The 23,691-nt window shown below is 58.0% G+C and carries 19 protein-coding genes; 15 read left to right on the forward strand and 4 right to left on the reverse strand.

Going from position 1 to position 23,691, the window contains the following annotated elements:
- The first annotated feature begins 6 nt into the window (after positions 1 to 6).
- A complete protein-coding gene (locus QYQ93_RS09045; RefSeq protein ID WP_338476753.1) occupies positions 7 to 1,521 on the forward strand; it encodes an ABC transporter substrate-binding protein in 1,515 nt (504 codons plus the stop codon).
- A 136-nt stretch (positions 1,522 to 1,657) separates the two neighbouring features.
- Here the strand turns inward: QYQ93_RS09045 and QYQ93_RS09050 are convergent, their stop codons facing one another.
- The 4 genes from QYQ93_RS09050 to QYQ93_RS09065 all read right to left on the reverse strand — a co-directional run bounded on the left by QYQ93_RS09050 (position 1,658) and on the right by QYQ93_RS09065 (position 5,326).
- Complete coding sequence (locus tag QYQ93_RS09050) at positions 1,658 to 2,398, reverse strand: YciK family oxidoreductase (protein ID WP_338476754.1); 741 nt, start codon at positions 2,396 to 2,398, stop codon at positions 1,658 to 1,660.
- Positions 2,399 to 2,555: 157 nt separating this feature from the next.
- Positions 2,556 to 3,227, reverse strand: coding sequence for an N-acetylmuramic acid 6-phosphate phosphatase MupP (mupP, locus tag QYQ93_RS09055; protein WP_043047450.1), 672 nt, complete (start codon positions 3,225 to 3,227; stop codon positions 2,556 to 2,558).
- 4 nt (positions 3,228 to 3,231) lie between these two features.
- Positions 3,232 to 3,930, reverse strand: coding sequence for a bifunctional 2-polyprenyl-6-hydroxyphenol methylase/3-demethylubiquinol 3-O-methyltransferase UbiG (ubiG, locus tag QYQ93_RS09060; RefSeq protein ID WP_003172645.1), 699 nt, complete (start codon positions 3,928 to 3,930; stop codon positions 3,232 to 3,234).
- 64 nt (positions 3,931 to 3,994) lie between these two features.
- The gene (locus tag QYQ93_RS09065; RefSeq protein WP_043047449.1) at positions 3,995 to 5,326 is read right to left on the reverse strand and encodes a TRZ/ATZ family hydrolase; all 1,332 of its coding nucleotides are present in this window, start codon (positions 5,324 to 5,326) and stop codon (positions 3,995 to 3,997) included.
- Positions 5,327 to 5,435: 109 nt separating this feature from the next.
- On the opposite strand from QYQ93_RS09065, the gene mtnA reads away from it, so the two are divergent.
- The 14 genes from mtnA to QYQ93_RS09135 all read left to right on the forward strand — a co-directional run bounded on the left by mtnA (position 5,436) and on the right by QYQ93_RS09135 (position 23,611).
- Positions 5,436 to 6,506 (forward strand): S-methyl-5-thioribose-1-phosphate isomerase, encoded by a 1,071-nt coding sequence (mtnA, locus tag QYQ93_RS09070; RefSeq protein ID WP_338476755.1) that lies wholly within the window; start codon positions 5,436 to 5,438, stop codon positions 6,504 to 6,506.
- 372 nt (positions 6,507 to 6,878) lie between these two features.
- Positions 6,879 to 9,533, forward strand: coding sequence for a DNA gyrase subunit A (gyrA, locus tag QYQ93_RS09075; RefSeq protein ID WP_046071543.1), 2,655 nt, complete (start codon positions 6,879 to 6,881; stop codon positions 9,531 to 9,533).
- A gap of 211 nt (positions 9,534 to 9,744) precedes the next feature.
- Positions 9,745 to 10,830, forward strand: coding sequence for a 3-phosphoserine/phosphohydroxythreonine transaminase (serC, locus tag QYQ93_RS09080; RefSeq protein WP_043047446.1), 1,086 nt, complete (start codon positions 9,745 to 9,747; stop codon positions 10,828 to 10,830).
- Positions 10,830 to 11,924, forward strand: a complete 1,095-nt coding sequence (gene pheA / locus QYQ93_RS09085; protein WP_043047445.1) for a prephenate dehydratase — start codon at positions 10,830 to 10,832, stop codon at positions 11,922 to 11,924. The genes serC and pheA overlap by 1 nt, the downstream gene beginning before the upstream one ends.
- Before the next feature lie 9 nt (positions 11,925 to 11,933).
- A complete protein-coding gene (hisC, locus tag QYQ93_RS09090) occupies positions 11,934 to 13,046 on the forward strand; it encodes a histidinol-phosphate transaminase (RefSeq protein ID WP_338476756.1) in 1,113 nt (370 codons plus the stop codon).
- Between the two features lie 28 nt (positions 13,047 to 13,074).
- Complete coding sequence (locus QYQ93_RS09095; protein ID WP_338477244.1) at positions 13,075 to 15,285, forward strand: bifunctional prephenate dehydrogenase/3-phosphoshikimate 1-carboxyvinyltransferase; 2,211 nt, start codon at positions 13,075 to 13,077, stop codon at positions 15,283 to 15,285.
- Positions 15,282 to 15,971, forward strand: coding sequence for a (d)CMP kinase (gene cmk, locus QYQ93_RS09100; RefSeq protein ID WP_338476757.1), 690 nt, complete (start codon positions 15,282 to 15,284; stop codon positions 15,969 to 15,971). The genes QYQ93_RS09095 and cmk overlap by 4 nt, the downstream gene beginning before the upstream one ends.
- Before the next feature lie 119 nt (positions 15,972 to 16,090).
- Positions 16,091 to 17,776, forward strand: coding sequence for a 30S ribosomal protein S1 (gene rpsA / locus QYQ93_RS09105; protein WP_043047443.1), 1,686 nt, complete (start codon positions 16,091 to 16,093; stop codon positions 17,774 to 17,776).
- A gap of 158 nt (positions 17,777 to 17,934) precedes the next feature.
- Positions 17,935 to 18,219: a lipoprotein gene (locus tag QYQ93_RS09110; RefSeq protein ID WP_043047442.1), complete on the forward strand. Its 285-nt coding sequence runs from the start codon at positions 17,935 to 17,937 to the stop codon at positions 18,217 to 18,219.
- A 131-nt stretch (positions 18,220 to 18,350) separates the two neighbouring features.
- A complete protein-coding gene (ihfB, locus tag QYQ93_RS09115) occupies positions 18,351 to 18,647 on the forward strand; it encodes an integration host factor subunit beta (protein WP_003189779.1) in 297 nt (98 codons plus the stop codon).
- Between the two features lie 24 nt (positions 18,648 to 18,671).
- On the forward strand, positions 18,672 to 18,914 hold the full coding sequence (locus tag QYQ93_RS09120; RefSeq protein ID WP_338476758.1) for a LapA family protein: 243 nt from the start codon (positions 18,672 to 18,674) through the stop codon (positions 18,912 to 18,914).
- 421 nt (positions 18,915 to 19,335) lie between these two features.
- Positions 19,336 to 20,682 (forward strand): Wzz/FepE/Etk N-terminal domain-containing protein, encoded by a 1,347-nt coding sequence (locus QYQ93_RS09125; protein WP_338476759.1) that lies wholly within the window; start codon positions 19,336 to 19,338, stop codon positions 20,680 to 20,682.
- Between the two features lie 572 nt (positions 20,683 to 21,254).
- Positions 21,255 to 22,532: a Vi polysaccharide biosynthesis UDP-N-acetylglucosamine C-6 dehydrogenase TviB gene (gene tviB / locus QYQ93_RS09130; RefSeq protein ID WP_274358183.1), complete on the forward strand. Its 1,278-nt coding sequence runs from the start codon at positions 21,255 to 21,257 to the stop codon at positions 22,530 to 22,532.
- A 53-nt stretch (positions 22,533 to 22,585) separates the two neighbouring features.
- Positions 22,586 to 23,611: an NAD-dependent epimerase/dehydratase family protein gene (locus QYQ93_RS09135; RefSeq protein WP_338476760.1), complete on the forward strand. Its 1,026-nt coding sequence runs from the start codon at positions 22,586 to 22,588 to the stop codon at positions 23,609 to 23,611.
- The last annotated feature ends 80 nt before the right edge of the window (positions 23,612 to 23,691 follow it).

The following is a 23,691-nucleotide window of genomic DNA, read 5'->3' on the forward strand; positions in this document are numbered from 1 at the left end:
TGTGATATGCAATCGCGCCACTTGAAATTGCTCGCCGCCGCCACGCTGACCGCTTGGTCGCTGACCACTGGGCTGGCCCAGGCCGCCGGCGTCCTCACCATCGGCTGCCGTGAAGACAGCACCACCTTTGACCCGATCAAAAGCGCGCAAAACCGCGACACCTGGGTGTTTGCCAACGTCTACGACACCCTGGTGCGCGTGGATAACCTGGGCACCAAGATGGAACCGGGCCTGGCCGAAAGCTGGGAGATTTCCAAGGACGGCCTGACCTACACCTTCAAACTGCGTGAAGCGAAGTTCTCCGACGGATCAAAGATCACCGCCGCCGATGCGGCGTTCAGCCTGCTGCGCATCCGCGACAACAAGGCGTCGTTGTGGAGCGACCCGTTCAGCCTGATCAACACCGCCAAGGCCAGCGATCCGAAGACCCTGGTGGTGACCCTGAAAACCCCGGCGGTGGCTTTCCTCTCGCAATTGGCGTCGCCGACGGTGTCGATCCTGTCGGAAAAAGCCATGACCACCCTGGGCGAAGACGCCTACTCGGAAAACCCGGTGACTTCCGGTGCGTTTACCGTGGAAGAATGGCGCAAGGGCGACCGGGTCATCCTCAAGAAGAACCCGAACTTCTGGCAGGCCAGCAACGTCAGCCTCGACGGCGTGGAGTGGGTGTCGGTAACCGATGACAACACGCGCATGCGCATGGTGCAGAACAACGAACTCGACACGGCGATCTTCGTGCCGTTCTCGCGGGTTGAAGAGCTGAAGAAAGACAAAAATGTGGTGATCCACTCCGACCCGTCCACCCGTGAAGATCACCTGTTGATCAACCACGAGCACGGCCTGCTGGCCAAGCCGCAAGTGCGCGAGGCCCTGGACATGGCCATCGACAAGCAATCACTGGTGAAGGCCGCCACTTACGGTCAAGGCACCGTGGCCTATTCCTACATTCCAAAAGGCTCGCTGTACCACTATGCCAATAACCTGCAACGCCCGTATGACCCTGCTGCGGCGAAAAAGCTGCTGGAAGAGGCCGGCGCCAAGGACTTGAAGCTCAACTACGTGGTCAATGCCGGCAATGAGGCCGACGAGCAGATTGCGGTGATCATCAAGGACCAGTTGGCCAAGGTCGGCGTCACCGCCAACCTGCAAAAGGTCGACCCGACCCAAAGCTGGCAGATGCTGGTGGACGGTGAGTACGATATTTCGGTGATGTACTGGACCAACGACATCCTCGACCCGGACCAGAAGACCACCTTCGTCCTGGGCCACGACACTAACCAGAACTACATGACTCGCTACAAGAACGACAAGGTCAAGGCGTTGGTCGCGGCTGCACGGGTCGAGGCAGACCCGGCCAAGCGCGAGCAAATGTATGTGGAGTTGCAGAAACTGGCGAAACAGGATGTGAACTGGATTGACCTGTACTACAGCCCGTACATCAACATCTCACGCAAGAATGTGAGCAACTTTCTGCAGAACCCGTTGGGCCGTTTCACCCTTGAGGAAGTGGTGAAAAACTAAGTTCCAGAGAACACCACAATACAAATGTGGGAGGGGGCTTGCTCCCGATAGCTGAGTGTCAGTCAATGCATTTATTGGCTGACCCACCGCTATCGGGAGCAAGCCCCCTGCCACATTTAATACTTATGTATGTCTATTATTGCGCGTCAAACGCCTGCCCATTGATGCCGGAACTGTCCGGCCCCATCAGGTACAGGTACACCGGCATGATCTCTTCCGGTGCCGGCCGCTCCATCGGATTTTCCCCTGGATACGCCTGGGCCCGCATGCTGGTGCGCGTGCCGCCGGGGTTGATGCTGTTCGAGCGTACTGCCGCCACATCCTCAAGCTCATCGGCCAGGGTCTGCATCAGCCCCTCGGTGGCGAATTTCGACACCCCATAGGCACCCCAATAGGCACGGCCCTTACGCCCGACGCTGCTGGAGGTGAACACCACCGACGCATCCTGGGACAGCTTGAGCAACGGCAGCAAGGTGGCGGTCAGCATGAACATCGCGTTGACGTTCACATGCATCACCCGCATGAAATTCTCGCCGGACAACTGCTCGATGGGCGTGCGCGGGCCAATGATCGAGGCATTGTGCAGCAGGCCGTCGAGGTGGCCGAATTCCTTTTCGATCATCGCCGCCAACTCATCGTACTGATGGGGCAGGGCGGTCTCCAGGTTGAACGGGATCACCACCGGTTGCGGGTGGCCGGCGGCTTCGATCTCGTCATACACCTGGGCCAGATTGGCTTCGGTCTTGCCCAGCAACAGCACGGTAGCGCCATGGGCGGCATAGGTCTTCGCCGCTGCCGCGCCAATCCCGCGACCGGCGCCGGTTACCAGGATGATGCGGCCTTTGAGCAGTTCTGGAGGTGCGGAGTAATCAAACATAAATAGCCTCGACAAAATTCACAGAAAATCCACGTGCCTTCTGTAGGAGCGAGCTTGCTCGCGAAAAACGTTAACGATAACGCGGGGGATCAGGATAAACGCGTCGTCCTCGGATTCTTCGCGAGCAAGCTCGCTCCTACAGGTGGGTGATAGCGCTTCAGCAACTGCACAGCGCGTTATCCAGCACCTTGCGCAGCTCCAGCGGGTGGTCCACCACCACATCCGCGCCCCAGTGACGTGGGTTGTCATCCGGGTGGATATAGCCGTAGGTCACCGCCGCCGTGCGGGTACCGGCGCCGCGGCCGGACTCGATATCGCGCAGGTCATCGCCCACGAACAGCACGCTGGCTGGGTCCAGGTCGAGCATCTTGCACGCCAGGATCATTGGCTCGGGGTCCGGCTTGCTGTTCTTCACGTGGTCCGGGCAGATCAGCACGGCCGAGCGCTCGGCCAGGCCCAGTCGCTGCATGATCGGTTCGGCAAAGCGCACGGGCTTGTTGGTGACTACGCCCCAGATCAGCTTGGCTTTCTCGATGTCTTCCAGCAGCTCAGCCATGCCGTCGAACAGTTTGCTGTGAACTGCACAGTCCTTGAGGTAGCGCTCGAGGAATTCCAGGCGCAGTGCTTCAAAGCCGGGTGATTCCGGGTCCATCGAGAAAGTCACCGCGACCATTGCCCGCGCACCGCCGGATATCTCATCACGGATATGCTGCGGGTTGATCGGTTCCAGGCCCCGGTCGGCGCGCATGGCCTGGCAGATGGCGATAAAGTCCGGCGCGGTATCCAGCAGGGTACCGTCCATGTCGAAGAGAACCGCTCGCAACTTCACAGGCTTACTCCTCGCGCAGGGTCTGGATCATGTAGTTGACGTCAACGTCGCTGGCCAGTTTGTAGTGCTTGGTCAGCGGGTTGTAGGTCAGGCCGATGATGTCCTTGACCGTCAGCCCGGCCTGTCGGCTCCACGCGCCCAGCTCGGAAGGGCGGATGAATTTCTTGAAGTCATGGGTGCCACGCGGCAGCAGCTTCATGATGTATTCGGCGCCGATGATCGCGAACAGGTAAGCCTTGGGGTTGCGGTTGATGGTGGAGAAGAACACCTGGCCGCCGGGCTTGACCATGCGGAAACACGCACGGATCACCGAGGATGGGTCGGGTACGTGCTCCAGCATCTCCAGGCAGGTGACCACGTCGAACTGCTCGGGCATTTCCTCGGCCAGGGCTTCGGCGGTGATCTGGCGGTATTCCACGCTCACGCCGGATTCCAGCTGGTGCAACTGGGCCACGGCCAGGGGCGCTTCGCCCATGTCGATGCCCATCACCGTGGCGCCGCGCTGGGCCATGGCTTCGCTGAGGATGCCGCCGCCGCAACCGACGTCCAGCACTTTTTTGCCGGCCAGGTTGACGCGTTCGTCAATCCAGTTGACCCGCAATGGGTTGATGTCGTGCAGGGGCTTGAACTCGCTTTCGCGGTCCCACCAGCGGTGGGCCAGGGCTTCGAACTTGGCGATTTCGGCGTGGTCGACGTTGCTCATGGTGAATCCTCTAGAATCTGATAAATCGGTATGTCGGTGCTGAACGCAGGGGCCAGCACCTTCGTTATTCGCTGTGCCCGCTGATGCGTTGGCCCCAGGCGATGGCCGTGGCGGTCAACTGTTGTTCATCCATGCGGGTCAATTGCCGATCGTCGAGCAATGGCTTGCCGGCGACCCAAAGGTGTTTCACGCAATCGCGCCCGGTGGCATATATAAGCTGTGAGACCGGATCGTAGATCGGTTGTTGCGCCAGCCCCGACAAATCAAAGGCGACCATATCTGCTGCTTTGCCCACTTCCAGCGAGCCAATCTGGCTTTCCAGGCCCATGGCGCGCGCGCCGTTGAGCGTCGCCATACGCAGGGCGCGGTGCGCATCCAGGGCGGTGGCCGACCCGGCGACGGCCTTGGCCAGCATCGCGGCGGTGCGGGTTTCGCCCAGCAGGTCCAGGTCATTGTTGCTGGCGGCGCCGTCGGTGCCGACGGCCACATTGACCCCTGCCTGCCACAAGCGCTCCACTGGACAAAAGCCGCTGGCGAGTTTCAGGTTCGATTCCGGGCAATGGATAACGCTGGTGTTGCTTTCTACCAGTAAAGCCAGGTCATCCTCGCTGATTTGGGTCATATGAACGGCCTGGAAGCGCGGCCCCAGCAAGCCGAGGCGACCCAGGCGCGCCAATGGCCGCTCGCCGGTCTGCTCCACGGCTTGCTGCACTTCGAAGGCGGTTTCATGCACATGCATATGGATCGTGGCGTCCAGCTCCTCGGCGACCACACGGATTTTCTCCAAATTGGCATCGCTCACGGTGTAGGGCGCGTGAGGGCCAAAGGCGATCTTGATGCGCGGGTGATGCTTGAGGTCGCCGAACAGCTCGATAGCCTGGCGAAGCGCCTCGTCGGCACTGCTGGCGCCGGGAATCGGGAAATCGAGGATCGGCATCGCGATCTGTGCGCGCATGCCGCTGTTGTGCACGCAGTCGCTGGCAACCTTGGGGAAGAAGTACATGTCGCAAAAGCAGGTAATGCCGCCCTTGATCTGTTCGGCGATGGCCAGGTTGGTGCCGTCGCGCACAAAGGCTTCATCGACCCACTTGGCTTCAGCGGGCCAGATGTGTTTTTCCAGCCAGGTCATCAGCGGCAGGTCGTCGGCCAGGCCACGGAACAGGCTCATGGCTGCATGGCCGTGGGCGTTGATCAGGCCGGGGCTGAGCAGCATGCCGGGCAGCTCGCGCACTTCCTTGGCCGCAAGCTTCAACGCCGCAGCCCGCGGGCCGATAAAGGCAATGCACCCGTCGCGGATGCCCAGGCCATGCTCCTTGAGCACTACGCCGGCAGGTTCGACGGGTACCAGCCAGGTCGGCAGCAGCAGCAAGTCGAGCGGGGCGGCAGAGGTGGTCATCGCAGGCTTCTTCCCAGGCAGCTATAAAAGAAGGGCGAAGTATACCCGAGCGTCCTGGCTGGCGGATCGCTATAATCCGCGGCTTTTGTTCATGAGTGCGGGGTAAGGGATGCGCGACCGACTGTTGGCTGCAGAGAACGTGAAGGCCATCGACTGGCGTGATGGCGCGCTGTATCTGCTCGATCAGCGTGTTTTGCCGTCCCAGGAAAGCTGGGTAGCCTGCCATACCGTAGGGGCAGTGGCCGATGCCATCCGCTCGATGCTGGTACGGGGCGCGCCGGCCATTGGCATCTGCGCCGCCTATGGCCTGGTCCTGGCCGCCCGTGCACGCATTGCCGAAGGCGGCGACTGGCAGGCTGCCTGGGAAGAAGACTACGCACTGTTAGCCAATACCCGACCTACTGCCTCGAACCTGTTCTGGGCCTTGCAGCGCATGCGCGACCGCCTGGACCGCCTCAAGAAGCACGCCGATCCGCTGGCGGTGCTGGAAGCCGAAGCCATTGCGATTCATGAAAGCGACCGCGAGGCCAATTTCGTTATGGCCCAGCTAGGCGTAGAGCGGATTCGCAAGCACCAGGGCAACGCCCAGGCGATCCTGACCCATGGCAACACTGGCGCTTTGGCCACGGGCGGCGTCGGCACGGCCCTCGGGGTCATTCGCGCAGCGTTCCTTGAAGGGTTGGTCGAGCAAGTCTATGTCAACGAGACCCGGCCCTGGCTGCAAGGCTCGCGGCTGACTGCCTGGGAACTGGCGGGCGACGGCATCCCGGTGACGGTGAATGCCGATTCGTCGGGGGCGCATATCCTCAAGACCAAGGGCGTGACCTGGGTAATTGTCGGCGCCGACTGCATTGCCGCCAATGGCGATGTGGTCAGCAAGATCGGCACTTATCAGCTGGCCGTCTGCGCCATGCACCACGGCGTGCGCTTCATGGTGGTGGCGCCAAGCTCGACCCTCGACCTGATGATGGCTACTGGCGATGACGTTGCGCTGGAGGCGCGTGATCCCGGCGAGTTGCTGGAGGTAATGGGGCAGCGCTTGACGGTAGAGGCTATTAATCCGGTGTTTGATGTCACCCCGGCTGACCTGATTGACGTGATCGTGACTGAGAAGGGCGTGGTCGAGCGGCCGGATACGGCCAAATTGGCCAGGTTGATGTGCCGTAAGCGGCTGCATTGAGGCCTGTGGTGTCTGTGAAATAGCAATCGGGAGCAAGCCCCCGATTGGCCCTTGAAGTCAACAAAGCATCCAGATCCAGCCTCAAAAAAAAGCGCCACCCCACCTCTGAGCCCCTCTCGTCGCCCTCAAGCCTGTCATCCGTCAAATTACTAGTCTCCATGCGCATCAGGGGGATAGGTGCGTGGCGGCGATTGTGATAACATCCGGCGGTTTCCAGGGCCACCTCGAGGGGTTGCCCATAACGTGCAGATCCGTGTCATAACTCGTTGATTTGTCGTAAGTCGTTGTCAGGCGCTGTGCCGGCAGCGGCGAGCTTCGTTCGTCCCATATGGATGCGACGAAGTTTCACCCGAAAAAGGAATCAGGCTTCTCATGGGCGAACTGGCCAAAGAAATCCTCCCGGTCAATATCGAAGACGAGCTGAAACAGTCCTACCTCGACTACGCGATGAGCGTAATTGTCGGTCGGGCACTGCCTGATGCGCGCGATGGCTTGAAGCCCGTGCACCGGCGTGTGCTGTTCGCGATGAGCGAGCTGGGTAACGACTGGAACAAGCCGTACAAGAAATCTGCCCGTGTTGTCGGTGACGTGATCGGTAAGTATCACCCTCACGGCGACACTGCGGTGTACGACACCATCGTTCGGATGGCCCAGCCGTTTTCCCTGCGCTACCTGCTGGTAGACGGCCAGGGCAACTTCGGTTCGGTCGACGGCGACAACGCCGCGGCCATGCGATACACCGAAGTGCGCATGACCAAGCTGGCGCACGAGCTGCTGGCCGACCTGCATAAAGAAACCGTGGACTGGGTGCCGAACTACGACGGCACCGAAATGATCCCGGCTGTCATGCCCACCCGCATCCCCAACCTGCTGGTCAACGGTTCCAGCGGTATTGCCGTGGGCATGGCCACCAACATCCCGCCGCACAACCTCGGTGAAGTCATCGACGGTTGCCTGGCCCTTATCGACAACCCGGAGCTGACCGTCGATGAGCTGATGCAATACATCCCGGGCCCGGACTTCCCGACCGCCGCGATCATCAACGGTCGCGCCGGCATCATCGAAGCCTACCGCACCGGTCGCGGGCGCATTTACATGCGCGCCCGCTCGATGATCGAAGACATCGACAAGGTCGGTGGTCGCCAGCAGATCGTCATCACCGAACTCCCGTACCAGTTGAACAAGGCGCGCCTGATCGAGAAGATCGCCGAGCTGGTTAAAGAGAAGAAGCTCGAAGGCATCACCGAGCTGCGCGACGAGTCCGACAAGGACGGCATGCGCGTAGTGATCGAGCTGCGTCGTGGCGAAGTGCCTGAGGTGATCCTCAACAACCTCTACGCCCAGACCCAGCTGCAAAGCGTGTTTGGTATCAACGTAGTTGCTCTGATCGACGGCCGCCCACGCATCCTGAACCTCAAGGACCTGCTGGAAGCCTTCGTGCGTCACCGCCGCGAAGTGGTGACCCGCCGTACCGTGTTCGAACTGCGCAAGGCTCGCGAACGCGGGCACATCCTGGAAGGCCAGGCCGTTGCGCTGTCGAACATCGACCCGGTCATCGCCTTGATCAAGGCCTCGCCTACCCCCTCGGAAGCCAAGGAAGCGCTGATCAGCACGCCTTGGGAATCCAGCGCCGTGGTGGCCATGGTTGAGCGTGCCGGCGCCGACTCGTGCCGTCCAGAGACCCTGGACCCACAGTATGGCCTGCGCGAAGGCAAGTACTTCCTGTCGCCGGAACAGGCCCAGGCTATCCTGGAACTGCGCCTGCACCGCCTCACGGGCCTTGAGCACGAGAAGCTGCTGGCCGAGTACCAGGAGATCCTCAACCAGATCGGCGAGCTGATCCGCATCCTCAGCAGCGCCGTGCGCCTGATGGAAGTGATCCGCGAAGAACTGGAAGTGATCCGCGCCGAATACGGCGACGTGCGCCGCACCGAAATCCTCGATGCACGCCTCGACCTGACCCTGGGTGACATGATCCCGGAAGAAGAGCGTGTGGTGACCATCTCCCACGGCGGCTATGCCAAGACCCAGCCGCTGGCTGCGTACCAGGCCCAGCGCCGTGGCGGTAAAGGCAAATCGGCTACCGGCGTCAAGGATGAGGACTACATCGCTCACCTGCTGGTCGCCAACAGCCACACCACGCTCCTGCTGTTCTCCAGCAAGGGCAAGGTGTACTGGCTGAAAACCTACGAAATCCCGGAAGCCTCCCGCGCCGCCCGTGGTCGCCCACTGGTCAACCTGCTGCCGCTGGACAGTGATGAATACATCACCACCATGCTGCCGGTCGAGGAATACACCGAAGGTCACTTCATCTTCATGGCGACCGCCAAGGGCACCGTGAAGAAGACCCCGCTGGAATCCTTCAGCCGTCAACGCAGCGTGGGCCTGATCGCCCTGGAGCTGGACGAAGGCGACGTACTGATTTCCGCCGCCATTACCGATGGCGAACGCGAAGTCATGCTGTTCTCCGACGGCGGCAAGGTTACGCGCTTCAAGGAATCCGACGTGCGTGCCATGGGCCGTACCGCCCGCGGTGTGCGTGGCATGCGCCTGCCAGAAGGGCAGAAGCTGATTTCGATGCTGATCCCGGAAGAAGGCAGCCAGATCCTCACCGCTTCCGAGCGTGGTTATGGCAAGCGCACCGCCATCAGCGAGTTCCCGGAGTACAAGCGTGGCGGCCAGGGCGTGATCGCCATGGTCAGCAACGACCGCAACGGCCGTCTGGTCGGCGCGGTGCAGGTGCTCGATGGCGAAGAGATCATGCTGATTTCCGACCAGGGCACCCTGGTGCGTACCCGCGTGGCTGAAGTCTCGAGCCTGGGCCGTAACACCCAGGGCGTGACGCTGATCAAGCTGGCCAAGGACGAAAAACTCGTCGGTCTTGAGCGTGTGCAGGAGCCTTCGGAAGTTGAAGATGAAGAGCTGGAAGGCGAGGAATTCGACGGCGAGGTAATCGCAGCCGGCGATGACAACGTCGACGAGCCAACCCTCGATGCTGCCGCAGACGAAGAAGAACCGCAGGAATAAGCGGACACACAGGGGGCGGATGAAGATTCGCCCCCTTGTTGTTTGTCCCCTTGGAATAACAACGCCGCCCCCTGTAGGAGCGAGCTTGCTCGCGAAAATCGCCAACGATGACGCGGGCTGCCTGATACCCTCTTGTGCCCTCGGGTTTTTCGCGAGCAAGCTCGCTCCTACAGTGTTTGATTTCAGTCCCACCAAATCAGAGAGATTGGATGTGAGCAAGAGAGCCTATAACTTCTGTGCCGGTCCCGCGGCGCTTCCTGAAGCAGTCCTGCAGCGTGCGCAGGGTGAACTCCTCGACTGGCATGGAAAAGGCCTCTCCGTGATGGAAATGAGCCATCGCAGCGATGAGTTCGTATCCATCGCCACCAAGGCCGAGCAGGACCTGCGCGACTTGCTGGACATCCCATCCGACTACAAAGTGCTGTTTCTGCAAGGTGGTGCGAGCCAGCAGTTCGCTCAACTGCCGCTGAACCTGTTGCCGGAAGATGGCACTGCCGACTATATCGACACCGGGATCTGGGGGCAGAAAGCCATTGAAGAGGCATCGCGCTACGGTCACGTCAATGTGGCAGGCACCGCCAAGCCCTACGACTACTTCGCCATTCCAGGTCAGAACGAGTGGAAGCTTTCGAAGGATGCGGCCTACGTCCACTACGTAGCGAACGAAACCATTGGCGGCCTGGAATTCGACTGGGTGCCGGAAGTGGGTGACGTGCCGCTGGTGTGCGACATGTCTTCGGACATCCTTTCGCGCCCGATCGACGTCTCCAAATACGGCATGATCTATGCCGGCGCACAGAAGAACATCGGCCCGAGCGGCATCCTGGTCAATATCATCCGCGAAGACCTGCTCGGTCGCGCGCGCTCGCTGTGCCCGACCATGCTCAACTACAAGGTCGCGGCCGATAACGGCTCGATGTACAACACCCCACCAGCGTTCGCCTGGTACCTGTCGGGCCTGGTGTTCGAATGGCTGAAAGAGCAGGGCGGTGTGGCTGCCATGGGCAAGCGCAACGAAGAGAAGAAGCGCACCCTGTACGACTTCATCGACGCCAGCGGCCTGTACAGCAACCCGATCAACCTCACTGACCGCTCGTGGATGAACGTGCCGTTCCGCCTGGCCGATGATCGCCTGGACAAGCCGTTCCTGGCCGGTGCCGACGCGCGCGGCCTGCTGAACCTCAAGGGCCACCGTTCGGTCGGCGGCATGCGCGCCTCCATCTACAACGCTGTCGACATCCACGCGATCAACGCGTTGGTGGCCTACATGGCAGAGTTCGAAAAGGAACACGGCTAATGTCTGAGCAAGAACTCAAGGCCCTGCGTGTACGCATTGATAGCCTGGACGAGAAAGTCCTGGAGCTGATCAGTGAGCGCGCGCGCTGTGCCCAGGAAGTGGCACGGGTGAAAATGGCGTCCCTGGCGGAAGGTGAAGTGCCGGTGTTCTACCGGCCTGAGCGCGAAGCCCAGGTGCTCAAGCGCGTGATGGAGCGCAACAGGGGCCCGTTGGGTAACGAAGAGATGGCGCGGTTGTTCCGTGAAATCATGTCCTCGTGCCTGGCGCTGGAGCAGCCGCTGAAAGTGGCTTACCTCGGCCCGGAAGGCACCTTCACCCAGGCCGCAGCCATGAAGCACTTCGGCCACGCGGTGATCAGCAAGCCGATGGCGGCCATCGACGAAGTGTTCCGCGAAGTGGCGGCCGGGGCGGTGAATTTTGGCGTGGTGCCGGTGGAAAACTCCACCGAAGGCGCGGTCAACCACACCCTGGACAGCTTTCTCGAGCACGACATGGTGATCTGCGGCGAAGTCGAGCTGCGTATCCACCATCACCTGCTGGTGGGTGAGAACACCAAGACCGACAGCATCAGCCGCATCTACTCCCACGCCCAGTCCCTGGCCCAGTGCCGCAAGTGGCTGGACGCCCATTACCCGAATGTGGAGCGCGTGGCGGTGTCCAGCAACGCCGAAGCGGCCAAGCGGGTCAAGGGTGAGTGGAATTCGGCGGCGATCGCCGGCGATATGGCTGCGGGCCTGTACGGCCTGACGCGCCTGGCCGAGAAGATCGAAGATCGCCCGGACAACTCCACGCGCTTCTTGATGATCGGCAGTCAGGAAGTACCGCCGACCGGCGACGACAAGACCTCGATCATCGTCTCCATGAGCAACAAACCCGGCGCGCTGCATGAGCTGTTGGTGCCATTCCACGATAACGGGATTGACCTGACGCGCATCGAAACGCGTCCTTCGCGCAGCGGTAAATGGACTTATGTGTTCTTTATCGACTTCATCGGCCATCACCGCGACCCACTGGTCAAGGGCGTGCTGGAGAAAATCAGTCAGGAAGCCGTAGCACTCAAGGTGCTGGGCTCGTACCCGAAAGCGGTTTTGTGAGGCTTTGACATGAGTGGCAACTTCCTCGCCCTGGCGCAGCCGGGCGTGCAACAACTCTCGCCTTACGTTCCAGGCAAGCCTGTGGACGAGCTGGCCCGCGAGTTGAATCTGGATCCGTCCAAAATCGTCAAGCTGGCGAGTAACGAAAACCCGCTGGGCCCGAGCCCCAAAGTGTTAGCGGCGATTCGGGAAGAGCTGGTCGAGCTGACCCGTTACCCCGATGGCAACGGTTTTGCGCTCAAGTCTTTGCTGGCGGACAAGTGCCGGGTCGAGCTGAACCAAGTGACCCTGGGCAATGGCTCCAACGACATCCTTGAGCTGGTCGGCCGAGCCTACCTGGCGCCAGGCTTGAATGCGGTGTTCAGCGAACACGCGTTTGCGGTCTACCCGATTGTGACCCAGGCGGTGGGGGCGGATGCCCGTGTTATCCCTGCCAAAGACTGGGGGCACGACCTGCCGGCGATGCTGGCGGCCATCGACGCGCAAACCCGCGTGGTGTTTATCGCCAACCCGAACAACCCGACCGGCACTTGGTTTGGCGAGCAGGCACTGAACGAATTCCTGCAGGATGTGCCGGAGCACGTGCTGGTGGTGCTGGACGAAGCCTATATCGAGTACGCCGAGGGCAGCGACCTGCCGGACGGCCTCGACTTCCTGGCGGCCTATCCGAATCTGCTGGTATCGCGCACGTTCTCCAAGGCGTATGGCCTGGCGTCGCTGCGGGTCGGCTACGGCTTATCCACGGCGGTGGTTGCCGATGTGCTGAACCGCGTGCGCCAGCCGTTCAACGTCAACAGTCTGGCCCTGGCGGCTGCGTGTGCGGCGGTAAAGGATGCCGAGTACCTGGAAGAAGGACGTCGCATCAACGAAAGCGGCATGCTGCAATTGCAGCAGGGCTTTCGCGAGTTGGGCCTGGGTTGGATTCCGTCCAAGGGCAACTTTATTTGCGTCGATCTTGGCCAAGTGGCCGCACCGGTGTTCCAAGGCCTGCTGCGCGAAGGCGTGATCGTGCGCCCGGTGGCCAACTACGGCATGCCGAACCACCTGCGTATCACCATCGGTTTGCCGGCTGAGAACAGCCGCTTCCTTGAGGCACTGGCCAAGGTTCTGGCCCGTGGTTGATGTCACTGCATTGCAACCTGCTGTGCCTATGATCGGTCGCCTGGTGGTGGTCGGCCTGGGATTGATCGGTGGCTCCTTCGCCAAGGGCCTGCGCGAAAGCGGATTATGCGGCGAAGTGGTGGGGGTGGATCTGGACCCGCAGTCGCGCAAGTTGGCGGTGGAGCTGGGCGTGGTGGACCGCTGTGAGGCGGACCTGGCGATCGCTTGCCAAGGCGCGGATGTGATCCAGCTCGCGGTGCCGATCCTGGCCATGGAGAAGTTGCTGGCAGTGTTGGCTGGCCTGGATCTGGGGCAGGCAATCCTTACGGACGTCGGCAGTGCCAAAGGTAATGTGGTGCGTGCTGCGCAGCTGGCATTTGGCGAAATGCCACCGCGCTTTGTGCCGGGCCATCCGATTGCCGGTTCCGAGCAGAGCGGGGTGGAAGCCTCCAATGCACAGTTGTTTCGTCGGCATAAGGTGATCCTTACGCCGCTTGCGCAAACCGATCCGGCGGCGCTGGCCGTCGTGGATCGTCTCTGGCGCGAGCTGGGGGCAGATGTGGAGCACATGCAGGTCGAGCGCCACGATGAAGTGCTGGCGGCGACCAGTCATTTGCCCCATCTGTTGGCTTTTGGCCTGGTGGATTCCCTGGCCAAGCGCAATGAAAACCTGGAGATTTTCCGCTATGCCGCCGGTGGCTTCCGCGATTTTACGCGGATTGCCGGCAGCGACCCGGTGATGTGGCACGACATCTTCCTCGCCAATCGCGAAGCGGTGTTGCGTACCCTGGACACCTTCCGCAGCGACCTCGACGCCCTGCGTGACGCGGTTGACGCGGGTGACGGCCATCAACTGTTGGGCGTGTTCACCCGGGCGCGGGTGGCGCGTGAGCATTTCAGCAAAATCCTGGCACGCCGGGCTTATATGGAAACCGCAGTGAGCGCCGATGAGCTGACTTTCATCGCCAGCCCGGGAGGCCGCTTGAGCGGGCGTATTCGGGTGCCGGGTGATAAGTCGATCTCTCATCGCTCGATCATGCTCGGTTCGTTGGCCGAGGGCGTGACAGAAGTCGAAGGTTTCCTTGAGGGCGAAGATGCCCTGGCGACTTTGCAGGCATTTCGCGACATGGGCGTGGTGATTGAAGGGCCGCACCATGGGCGCGTGACTATCCATGGCGTCGGCCTGCATGGGTTGAAAGCTGCGCCGGGGCCGATCTACCTGGGTAATTCCGGTACGTCCATGCGTCTGCTGGCTGGTTTGCTGGCGGCGCAGAGCTTCGATAGCGTGCTGACCGGCGATGCGTCGCTGTCCAAACGCCCGATGGATCGCGTGGCCAAGCCGCTGCGGGAAATGGGTGCAGTGATCGAGACCGGACCGGAAGGCCGCCCGCCGCTGACCATACGTGGCGGTCAAGTGCTCAAAGGTCTGACCTACGCATTGCCGATGGCCAGTGCGCAGGTTAAATCCTGCCTGTTGCTGGCTGGCCTGTATGCACAGGGTAAAACCGCGGTCACCGAGCCTGCGCCGACCCGCGACCATACCGAGCGCATGTTGCGTGGTTTTGGCTGCTCGGTGGCGGTGGAGGGCGCGACGGCGTCCGTGGAGCCGGGCCAAAAGTTGGCCGCGACCCATATTGAAGTGCCTGGGGATATTTCGTCTGCGGCGTTTTTCCTGGTGGCGGCGTCGATTGCCGAGGGCTCCGAGTTGTTGCTGGAGCATGTCGGTGTCAATCCGACCCGCACCGGGGTGATCGATATCCTGCGGCTGATGGGCGCAGATATCACCTTGGAAAATCCGCGTGAGGTGGGTGGCGAGCCGGTTGCTGACTTGCGTGTACGTGCCGCCAAGCTCAAAGGTATCGAGATTCCAGCGGCGCTGGTGCCGTTGGCAATCGATGAGTTTCCTGTGCTCTTTGTCGCCGCTGCCTGCGCCGAAGGTCGAACCGTACTACGCGGCGCCGAGGAATTGCGCCTCAAGGAGTCCGACCGTATCCAGGTCATGGCCGATGGTCTGGTGGTCCTGGGTGTGACGTGTGAAGCCACGGCCGATGGGATTATCATTGACGGTGGCCCGATGGGTGGGGGTGAAGTGCAGGCCCATGGTGATCACCGGGTGGCCATGGCGTTCAGCGTGGCTTCCCTGCGGGCCGCGGCGCCGATTCGTATCCGTGACTGCGCCAACGTTGCTACATCTTTTCCGAACTTTCTTACACTGTGTGCCCAAGTCGGCATCCGTGTTGCCCAAGAGGCTCAATTGTGAATATCAAAGCACCGGTGATTACCATCGACGGGCCAAGCGGCTCGGGCAAAGGCACCATCGCCGGCATCCTGGCCAAGCGCCTGGGCTGGTGCTTGCTCGATTCCGGCGCGCTGTACCGCCTGCTGGCGTTCGCGGCGCGCAACCATGGCGTCGACCTGACCAACGAAGAATCCCTCAAGCTGCTGGCTGCGCATCTGGATGTGCAGTTCGTCGGTGCGACGGAAGGTCATCCCCAGCGCATCATCCTCGAAGGCGATGATGTGACCGATGACCTGCGTAACGAGCAAGTCGGCTCCTGGGCGTCCCAGGTTGCCGCACTGCCGACCGTGCGCGATGCCTTGCTGCAGCGTCAGCGGGCGTTCCAGGAGCCGCCGGGCCTGGTGGCCGATGGCCGCGACATGGGCACCGTGGTGTTTCCGGACGCGCCGCTGAAGATTTTCCTGACCGCCAGCGCCGAGGAGCGGGCGCGCCGCCGCTACTTGCAGTTGAAGGGCAAAGTCGATGGTGTTAGTCTGTCGAGTCTGCTAGATGAGATCCGTGCACGCGATGAGCGTGATACCCAGCGCGCAGTAGCCCCGCTAAAGCCGGCGGCTGATGCCATACAGCTGGATTCCACGGAGTTGTCCATCGAGCAGGTGCTGGAACGCATCATGAGCGAGATCGCCATTCGCGATATCGCCGGGTGACCAAGAAGGCTGCAGGGGACCAGTCATAGTCCTGCGGTGCTTCTTCTAATTGAAACTGACCCATACCGTCTGGGGTGTGGAGATGGGCGTATTCTTCGCCCTTATCAACAGGAATTAAAATGAGCGAAAGCTTTGCGGAACTCTTTGAAGAAAGCCTAAAAACCCTGAACCTTCAGGCAGGCTCCATCATCACCGGTGTTATCGTTGATATCGATTACCAAGCTCGCTGGGTAACCGTTCACGCTGGTCTGAAGTCTGAAGCTCTGATCCCGCTGGAACAGTTCTACAACGATGCTGGTGATCTGACAATCAATGTCGGTGACGAAGTTCACGTTGCTCTGGACTCGGTTGAAGACGGTTTCGGTGAAACCAAGCTGTCCCGTGAAAAAGCCAAGCGCGCTGAATGCTGGATTGTTCTCGAAGCAGCCTTCGCAGCTGAAGAAGTGGTCAAGGGCGTTATCAACGGTAAGGTTAAGGGCGGCTTCACTGTCGACGTTAACGGCATCCGTGCGTTCCTGCCAGGTTCTTTGGTCGACGTTCGTCCAGTGCGCGACACCACGCACCTGGAAGGCAAGGAACTCGAATTCAAGGTCATCAAGCTCGACCAGAAGCGCAACAACGTTGTCGTTTCCCGTCGCAGCGTCCTGGAAGCAGAGAACTCCGCCGAGCGTGAAGCTCTGCTGGAATCCCTGCAGGAAGGCCAACAAGTCAAAGGTATCGTCAAGAACCTCACCGATTACGGCGCATTCGTCGATCTGGGTGGCGTCGATGGCCTGCTGCACATTACCGACATGGCTTGGAAGCGTATCAAGCATCCTTCCGAAATCGTCAACGTTGGCGACGAGATCGATGTCAAGGTTCTGAAGTACGATCGTGAGCGTAACCGCGTTTCCCTGGGCTTGAAGCAGCTGGGCGAAGATCCATGGGTTGCTATCAAGGCTCGTTACCCAGAAAGCACTCGCGTAACCGCGCGTGTTACCAACCTGACCGACTACGGCTGCTTCGCAGAGCTGGAAGAAGGCGTGGAAGGCCTGGTACACGTTTCCGAAATGGACTGGACCAACAAGAACATCCACCCTTCGAAAGTCGTACAAGTCGGCGACGAAGTGGAAGTTATGGTTCTGGACATCGACGAAGAGCGTCGTCGTATCTCCCTGGGCATCAAGCAGTGCAAATCTAACCCATGGGAAGATTTCTCTGGCCAGTTCAACAAGGGCGATAAAATCTCCGGCACCATCAAGTCGATCACCGATTTCGGTATCTTCATTGGTCTGGACGGCGGCATCGACGGCCTGGTTCACCTGTCCGACATCTCCTGGAACGAAGTTGGCGAAGAAGCTGTTCGTCGTTTCAAGAAGGGCGACGAGCTGGACACCGTTATCCTGTCGGTTGACCCAGAGCGTGAGCGTATCTCCCTGGGTATCAAGCAACTGGAAAGCGACCCGTTCTCCGAGTACGTTCAAGAGAACGACAAAGGCGCAATCGTTAAGGGCACTGTGAAAGAAGTTGACGCTAAAGGCGCCATCATCACTCTGGCCGACGATATCGAAGCGACTCTGAAAGCCTCCGAAATCAGCCGTGACCGCGTTGAAGACGCGCGCAACGTTCTGAAAGAAGGCCAGGAAGTAGAAGCCAAGATCATCAGCGTTGATCGCAAGAGCCGCGTAATCCAACTCTCCATCAAGTCGAAAGACGAAGTTGAAGAGAAAGAAGCCATCCAGAGCCTGAAAGCCGCTCCGGAAGCTGAAAAAGGCGAGACCACCATGGCCTCCCTGCTGCGCGAAGCAATGGCTAAGCAGAACTAAGTTCTGTAAAGCTGTAGAAAAAGGGCGACTTCGGTCGCCCTTTTTTGCGCCTGAAATTTGATGAATCAACAACATAGAACCAAGGCGTTCAGCTCAATGTCAGAACTGACTATAGTCTTCACGAAGGCTATTCGTTTTGCTGACCTATAAGGGCTTGAATGAACAGGATTATTGTAATACTTGCGTTGATGGTGCTTGCAGGTTGTTCCTCCACCAGTGCCAAGACCTACGCCAAGCGCGGCGCCAGCGGTGTCGAGATTGACTGCTCTGGTCTGGGCAACAAGTGGGAAAAGTGCGAGAAGCGTGCTGCGCGAGAATGCAAGATGCAGGGCTACAAGGTTGTCACACGCTCCAGTGATGCCAAGGACGAAGAGGGTGACTACTTGTTCGGTTGGAACCCTGCAGGCGCCGTGACTCGGAAGATGTTGGTGATCTGCAAATGAGGGTGCACGGGCTCGTAGCAGGTGTTTATTCTGCCCGCAGATTAGTTGATGCATGGGCTGTTCAAATTCATCAAGTCATGCTAAAACCTTCGAAGCGCTTTTCCTAGCTGCTTGAAAAAGAAGGGAAAAATATGACGAAGTCGGAGTTGATCGAACGAATTGTCACCCATCAAGGGCTGCTCTCATCCAAGGATGTGGAGCTGGCTATCAAGACCATGCTTGAGCAAATGTCCCAATGCCTGGCCACCGGAGATCGTATCGAGATCCGCGGCTTCGGCAGCTTCTCACTGCACTACCGTGCACCGCGCGTAGGCCGTAACCCAAAAACCGGCCAATCCGTCAGCCTCGACGGCAAATTCGTACCCCACTTCAAACCGGGCAAGGAATTGCGTGATCGGGTGAACGAAGAAGAGGAAGAAGGCGTCTGAGTGTTTTTGGGGTAGGAGAAGATTATGCGTGGGGTTAAGCGCTTTGTTGCGGTAATGATTGCAGTGCTTGCGGCGCTGGTGGTTTTGGCGTTTGTGTTGGAGAACCAGCAGGGTGTTGCGCTGTCGTTCCTGGGTTGGAGTACTGCGCAGATGCCGGTTGCGGTGTTTGTGGTGGTGGCTTTGATTGTGGGGATGGTGATTGGGCCGGTGTTGGGGATGCTGGTTCGTAGCCGGCGTTCTAAACCCCGACCTGCAACACGTCTATAGAAAAGGTGCTGGCCTCTTTACAAAAAGCCTAAAGATTCATACGACCGTCTGTCAGATTTTTTTCCTCTGAATGGCTTTATGTTTCTGCGCCATTTTTCTGCTACGGCGCTTGTGAAGGCCTAGGACTGCTCAGTATCGTTGAGCATTACCTTATGTTTCCTTGTTAGCGATCTTCTCCTCCCGGCAAGCGAGTTTCTTTTACACCTATTTCTGCCCTTTTAAGAATCATCCTACAGTCATGTCAATACTTGTAATGTATGGGGGAGATGGCAAAATGCAATCTGTTCTCGATAACGGGCATTTTGTGCGCTAAAAATCTGGCAGAGACGCCGGATTTTTGCGGTAATCCAAATAGAATAAAAACACACAATCTAGTCTGCATAACGAGCCCGCAGTTTCTCCTTGAAGGCAGGTTTTTGTTGTGAGTAGTAGCTTCCGCGCCCCCCTGAATCCATCGTCAGATGAAATTGATCTTATTGCCCTGTGTCACACGTTGTGGCGGCAAAAAAAGCTTATTGTGCTTGTCATTGCATTGGCTGGCCTGATCGCCGCCGCATACGCCTTTCTGGCAACGCCTGAATATCAGGTCAGCAGTGTGCTGCGTCCTGCGGCAATTAATGAGTTGGACGCGCTCAACCGGTCTGATGTGTATAACCTCCCGCCGGGAGAGGCATTGTTGAGAGTAGGCGCATCTTTAGAGTCATATGACACGCGCCTGGGTTTTTTCCGCGCCAATCAAAAGCTGTTTGAGGCATTCGTGCGGCCTGGGCGTACCCTGGAGCAGAGCTTCGAAGAATTCAATCGAAAATCCATTGATCTGGTACTGCCAGACCCTAAAAAAGCCGACTCGCTCAGCGCGTACATCAAACTTCAGATGAATTATCCGAAAGGTGTGGATGGCGTATCGATCCTGAACGGTTTTATCGACTACGCGATCGGGATTGAGCGCCAGCAGATCGCTGCGGATCTGAGCGTGATAGTTAAGAATCGGTTGAACGAACTCAATGCCAAGATGCTCGCCGCTCGTGCGAGTTATGATACCGACAAGGAGGCCAAAATCGCCTCGTTGACGGAGTCCGATGTGATGCGCCGAGCACAATTGCGCGATGAGCTTAAGGCGCTGAGGGCTCAACTCAAGACCCAGCGGATGGACCGAATGGCGCAGTTGAATGAATCCATAGGTATAGCCAAATCGCTAGGTATCAGAAAGCCCTCTACGCCATCGTCTCTCGGCGACTCTGATCGTAGCGGCGCTTCCAGTACCATCCGTACTGAAATCAACAACCAAGCTATTCCCCAATATTTCATGGGCTTCGAGGCCCTTGAGGCCGAGCGATCGGCTTTGCTGCAGCGCAAATCGGATGATTTCACTGAAGGGCGTATCGCACAGATTGCCAAAGAGCTGCAATTGCTTGAGTCCAATCGACAGATCGAAGTACTTAACAGTCGTGAGAACGAAGATATATTCCTTAGCGGCGTAGAGCCCATACGAACTGAAGAGGCTCGTCTGCGTAATCTGAATATCGATATGAGCCGTTTGAAATTGGTCGCTATCGACAAGCAGGCATTGGAGCCTTTGAGTCCTATCTTTCCGAAGAAACCCCTGGTAATAGGCGCTGGATTGATCATCGGCCTGGTGCTGGGTGTCATATTGGTATTGTTTCGGGAGTCGCTCATAAATCGACGCGGTGTTTTTGCTGCTCGTAAACCCTCTCCCGTAGCGCCAGCGGCGGTGGAAGAGGAGTCGCGTACGGCCAAGGTTGCTTGATGCTACTGAATCGGTCCAAGTGCGTTTCAGCTATTGGTTGGGCGTCGTCATCTGGCGCCCTTGTAGGCAGCTGCTGCAACGTAACGCAATTCGGATTCTCCTTCGCGCACGTAGTATGATCGTACCCCTGACACTGAGCGTCAGCAGCTTCGTTTTTCCGCTAGTGTTTTCAATTCGCTCGCTTAAAATGCAGGCTATTTTTTTATCGATGTATGCATATCGATTGATACTGTTCTGGGGAAGACTTTTCCGCTTGAGGCGCTCTCAATAGCATGCGGTGTCTAAGTGCCGGAGAGGGCGTTTGGGGAACAACGGTAGCAATGTGCGCAGGCTGTATAGAACGACCGGCCGGCACGGCGTCGCGAGAGCAGTTCGCAATTTTGGTATTGTTGCCAGCCGGATATTGTGCGCGACGAAGCACGTACAGAGCGAACAATTGGATGGAAGGTAAGGCTCGCCTCTGGGATAGGTCGGTGACCGAAAACCAACACCTGAGTGGCAGTCTGCCAATGTAATGTAGCGGCTGCTGTCCCAGAAAACTCTGAATTCTTTGGATTATTTAGGCTTTGATTATGCAAAAAATGGAAGATATTAAACTCGCTATCATCGGCCTGGGTTACGTTGGCTTGCCCCTTGCCGTGGAGTTTGGCAAGCACCGGACGGTGGTTGGGTTTGACATCAGCCAGCCTCGTATCCAAGCGTTGAAAGAAGGGCACGACGCGACGTTGGAGGTTTCTGACGAAGAATTGAAACAAGCGAGCCTACTGAGCTTCAGCTGTGAATTGAGTGAGCTGGAAAATTGCAATACCTTCGTAGTAACGGTGCCGACTCCAATTGATGAATACAATCAGCCGGATTTGACTCCCCTGATTAAGGCTTCTGAGAGCATCGGTAAGGTGCTAAAAAAAGGTGATTTGGTCATCTACGAGTCCACCGTTTACCCAGGCGCAACCGAGGAGGATTGTGTTCCGGTTCTCGAACGGGTCTCGGGCCTGAAGTTCAATGTCGATTTTTATGCAGGATATAGTCCGGAACGTATTAACCCCGGGGATAAAGAGCATCGCGTTACGACGATAAAAAAAGTCACTTCGGGCTCCACGCCAGAAACTGCTGACTTGGTTGATGCCCTTTACAATCAGATAATTACCGCCGGCACCCACAAAGCAAGCAGCATCAAAGTGGCCGAAGCTGCCAAGGTGATTGAAAATACTCAACGTGATTTAAATATTGCACTTATCAATGAATTGGCCATTATTTTTAACAAGATGGGCATTGATACTGAAGCAGTACTTCAGGCCGCCGGCACCAAATGGAACTTTCTGCCATTTCGTCCGGGCCTTGTAGGGGGGCACTGTATAGGGGTTGACCCGTATTATTTGACCCATAAAGCGCAGTCTATTGGCTACCACCCTGAAATCATCCTGGCCGGCCGTCGGCTGAATGACGGCATGGGCGCCTATGTGGTTTCCCAGTTGGTCAAGGCTATGCTCAAGCAACGCATACACGTGGATGGCGCCCGTGTACTGATCATGGGGCTGACGTTCAAGGAGAACTGCCCTGATCTTCGTAACACTCGTATTGTCGATATTGTACGCGAACTTGCCGAATACAACATTGCGGTTGATGTTTACGACCCTTGGGTTAGTGTTGCTGAGGCTGAACACGAATATGGTATTACGCCGATTAAAGCGCCAGCGCAAGGCGTTTATGATGGTGTTGTATTGGCGGTGGCGCATAATGAGTTTCGTGAGCTTGGTGCCGGCAATATTCGAAAGTTTGGCAAGGCCGAGCATATCCTTTATGACCTAAAATATTTATTGAGTCGTGAAGAATCAGATATCCGACTTTAAAGTTTGGGCCCTGAGTATCGCCCCTTAAATCGACTTCGAAAGAGCTAATACTGATGACCCGCTACGAAACACTATTGCAAACGCTTCCAGCTGCACCAAAAACCTGGCTGATCACGGGAGTGGCAGGCTTTATTGGTTCAAATTTGTTGGAGACCTTGCTAAACCTTGACCAATTCGTTGTCGGGCTGGATAGTTTTGCAACCGGGCATCAGCGTAATCTTGATGAGGTGCGGACCACTGTTTCGGCTGCGCGTTGGGCACGTTTCAGCTTTATCAAAGGCGATATTCGCAACTTGGAAGACTGTCACCGAGCCTGCCGAGGCGTTGATTATGTACTGCACCAAGCTGCACTGGGCTCTGTACCACGCTCGCTGAATGACCCTATCACCACCAACGCTACCAATATAGACGGTTTTCTGAATATGTTGGTGGCTTCTCGGGATGCGACTGTAAAGAGCTTTACATATGCCGCAAGTAGCTCAACTTACGGCGATCATCCTGGCTTGCCAAAAGTAGAAGATACTATTGGAAAACCCCTCTCCCCTTATGCTGTAACGAAGTACGTAAATGAGCTTTATGCGGAGGTCTTCGCGCGCTGCTATGGGTTTGAAACAATCGGTCTGCGCTACTTCAACGTATTTGGCAAACGACAGGACCCGGAAGGCGCGTATGCAGCCGTTATCCCAAAATGGACAGCTTCGATGGTAAACAATGAAGACGTCTTCATCAACGGTGATGGTGAGACGAGTCGGGACTTTTGCTTTATAGAAAATACCGTCCAAGCCAATTTGTTGGCCGCAACCGTGGTTGACCCTGCAGCGCGTAATCAGGTTTATAACGTTGCCGTCAGCGGTCGCACGGATTTAAATCTACTTTTTTCAACCCTGCGTAAGGCGTTATTGAACAGCGGTATTATTTACGAGAAAGAGCCCGTCTATCGGGAATTTCGTGCGGGCGATGTTCGCCATTCGCAGGCCGATATCGGGAAAATACAGACCTTGCTGGGCTACGAACCGAAGTTTGATATCAAACAAGGTATCGAAATTGCTATGCCTTGGTATGCGAACTTTTTGAAGTGATCCAATGGAGTAGAGGAACAGGCATAATATTTCCTCAGTGTATGTACTTTTTTACTGAAATTTCAGGATGGGCGTTGGTG

Origin of the sequence: Pseudomonas khavaziana (assembly GCF_036704165.1) — a bacterium.
In the GTDB taxonomy this organism is placed as follows: Bacteria; Pseudomonadota; Gammaproteobacteria; order Pseudomonadales; family Pseudomonadaceae; genus Aquipseudomonas; species Aquipseudomonas khavaziana.

What these genes read in the sequence shown, in the direction of transcription:
- QYQ93_RS09050 (WP_338476754.1), bottom strand. Translation starts at nt 2,398, where the DNA reads ATGTTTGATTACTCCGCACCTCCAGAACTGCTCAAAGGCCGCATCATC.
- QYQ93_RS09135 (WP_338476760.1), top strand. Translation starts at nt 22,586, where the DNA reads ATGACCCGCTACGAAACACTATTGCAAACGCTTCCAGCTGCACCAAAA.
- QYQ93_RS09045 (WP_338476753.1), top strand. Translation starts at nt 7, where the DNA reads ATGCAATCGCGCCACTTGAAATTGCTCGCCGCCGCCACGCTGACCGCT.
- gyrA (WP_046071543.1), top strand. Translation starts at nt 6,879, where the DNA reads ATGGGCGAACTGGCCAAAGAAATCCTCCCGGTCAATATCGAAGACGAG.
- hisC (WP_338476756.1), top strand. Translation starts at nt 11,934, where the DNA reads ATGAGTGGCAACTTCCTCGCCCTGGCGCAGCCGGGCGTGCAACAACTC.
- ubiG (WP_003172645.1), bottom strand. Translation starts at nt 3,930, where the DNA reads ATGAGCAACGTCGACCACGCCGAAATCGCCAAGTTCGAAGCCCTGGCC.
- ihfB (WP_003189779.1), top strand. Translation starts at nt 18,351, where the DNA reads ATGACGAAGTCGGAGTTGATCGAACGAATTGTCACCCATCAAGGGCTG.
- rpsA (WP_043047443.1), top strand. Translation starts at nt 16,091, where the DNA reads ATGAGCGAAAGCTTTGCGGAACTCTTTGAAGAAAGCCTAAAAACCCTG.
- QYQ93_RS09120 (WP_338476758.1), top strand. Translation starts at nt 18,672, where the DNA reads ATGCGTGGGGTTAAGCGCTTTGTTGCGGTAATGATTGCAGTGCTTGCG.
- QYQ93_RS09095 (WP_338477244.1), top strand. Translation starts at nt 13,075, where the DNA reads ATGATCGGTCGCCTGGTGGTGGTCGGCCTGGGATTGATCGGTGGCTCC.
- QYQ93_RS09065 (WP_043047449.1), bottom strand. Translation starts at nt 5,326, where the DNA reads ATGACCACCTCTGCCGCCCCGCTCGACTTGCTGCTGCTGCCGACCTGG.
- tviB (WP_274358183.1), top strand. Translation starts at nt 21,255, where the DNA reads ATGCAAAAAATGGAAGATATTAAACTCGCTATCATCGGCCTGGGTTAC.
- pheA (WP_043047445.1), top strand. Translation starts at nt 10,830, where the DNA reads ATGTCTGAGCAAGAACTCAAGGCCCTGCGTGTACGCATTGATAGCCTG.
- mtnA (WP_338476755.1), top strand. Translation starts at nt 5,436, where the DNA reads ATGCGCGACCGACTGTTGGCTGCAGAGAACGTGAAGGCCATCGACTGG.
- QYQ93_RS09110 (WP_043047442.1), top strand. Translation starts at nt 17,935, where the DNA reads ATGAACAGGATTATTGTAATACTTGCGTTGATGGTGCTTGCAGGTTGT.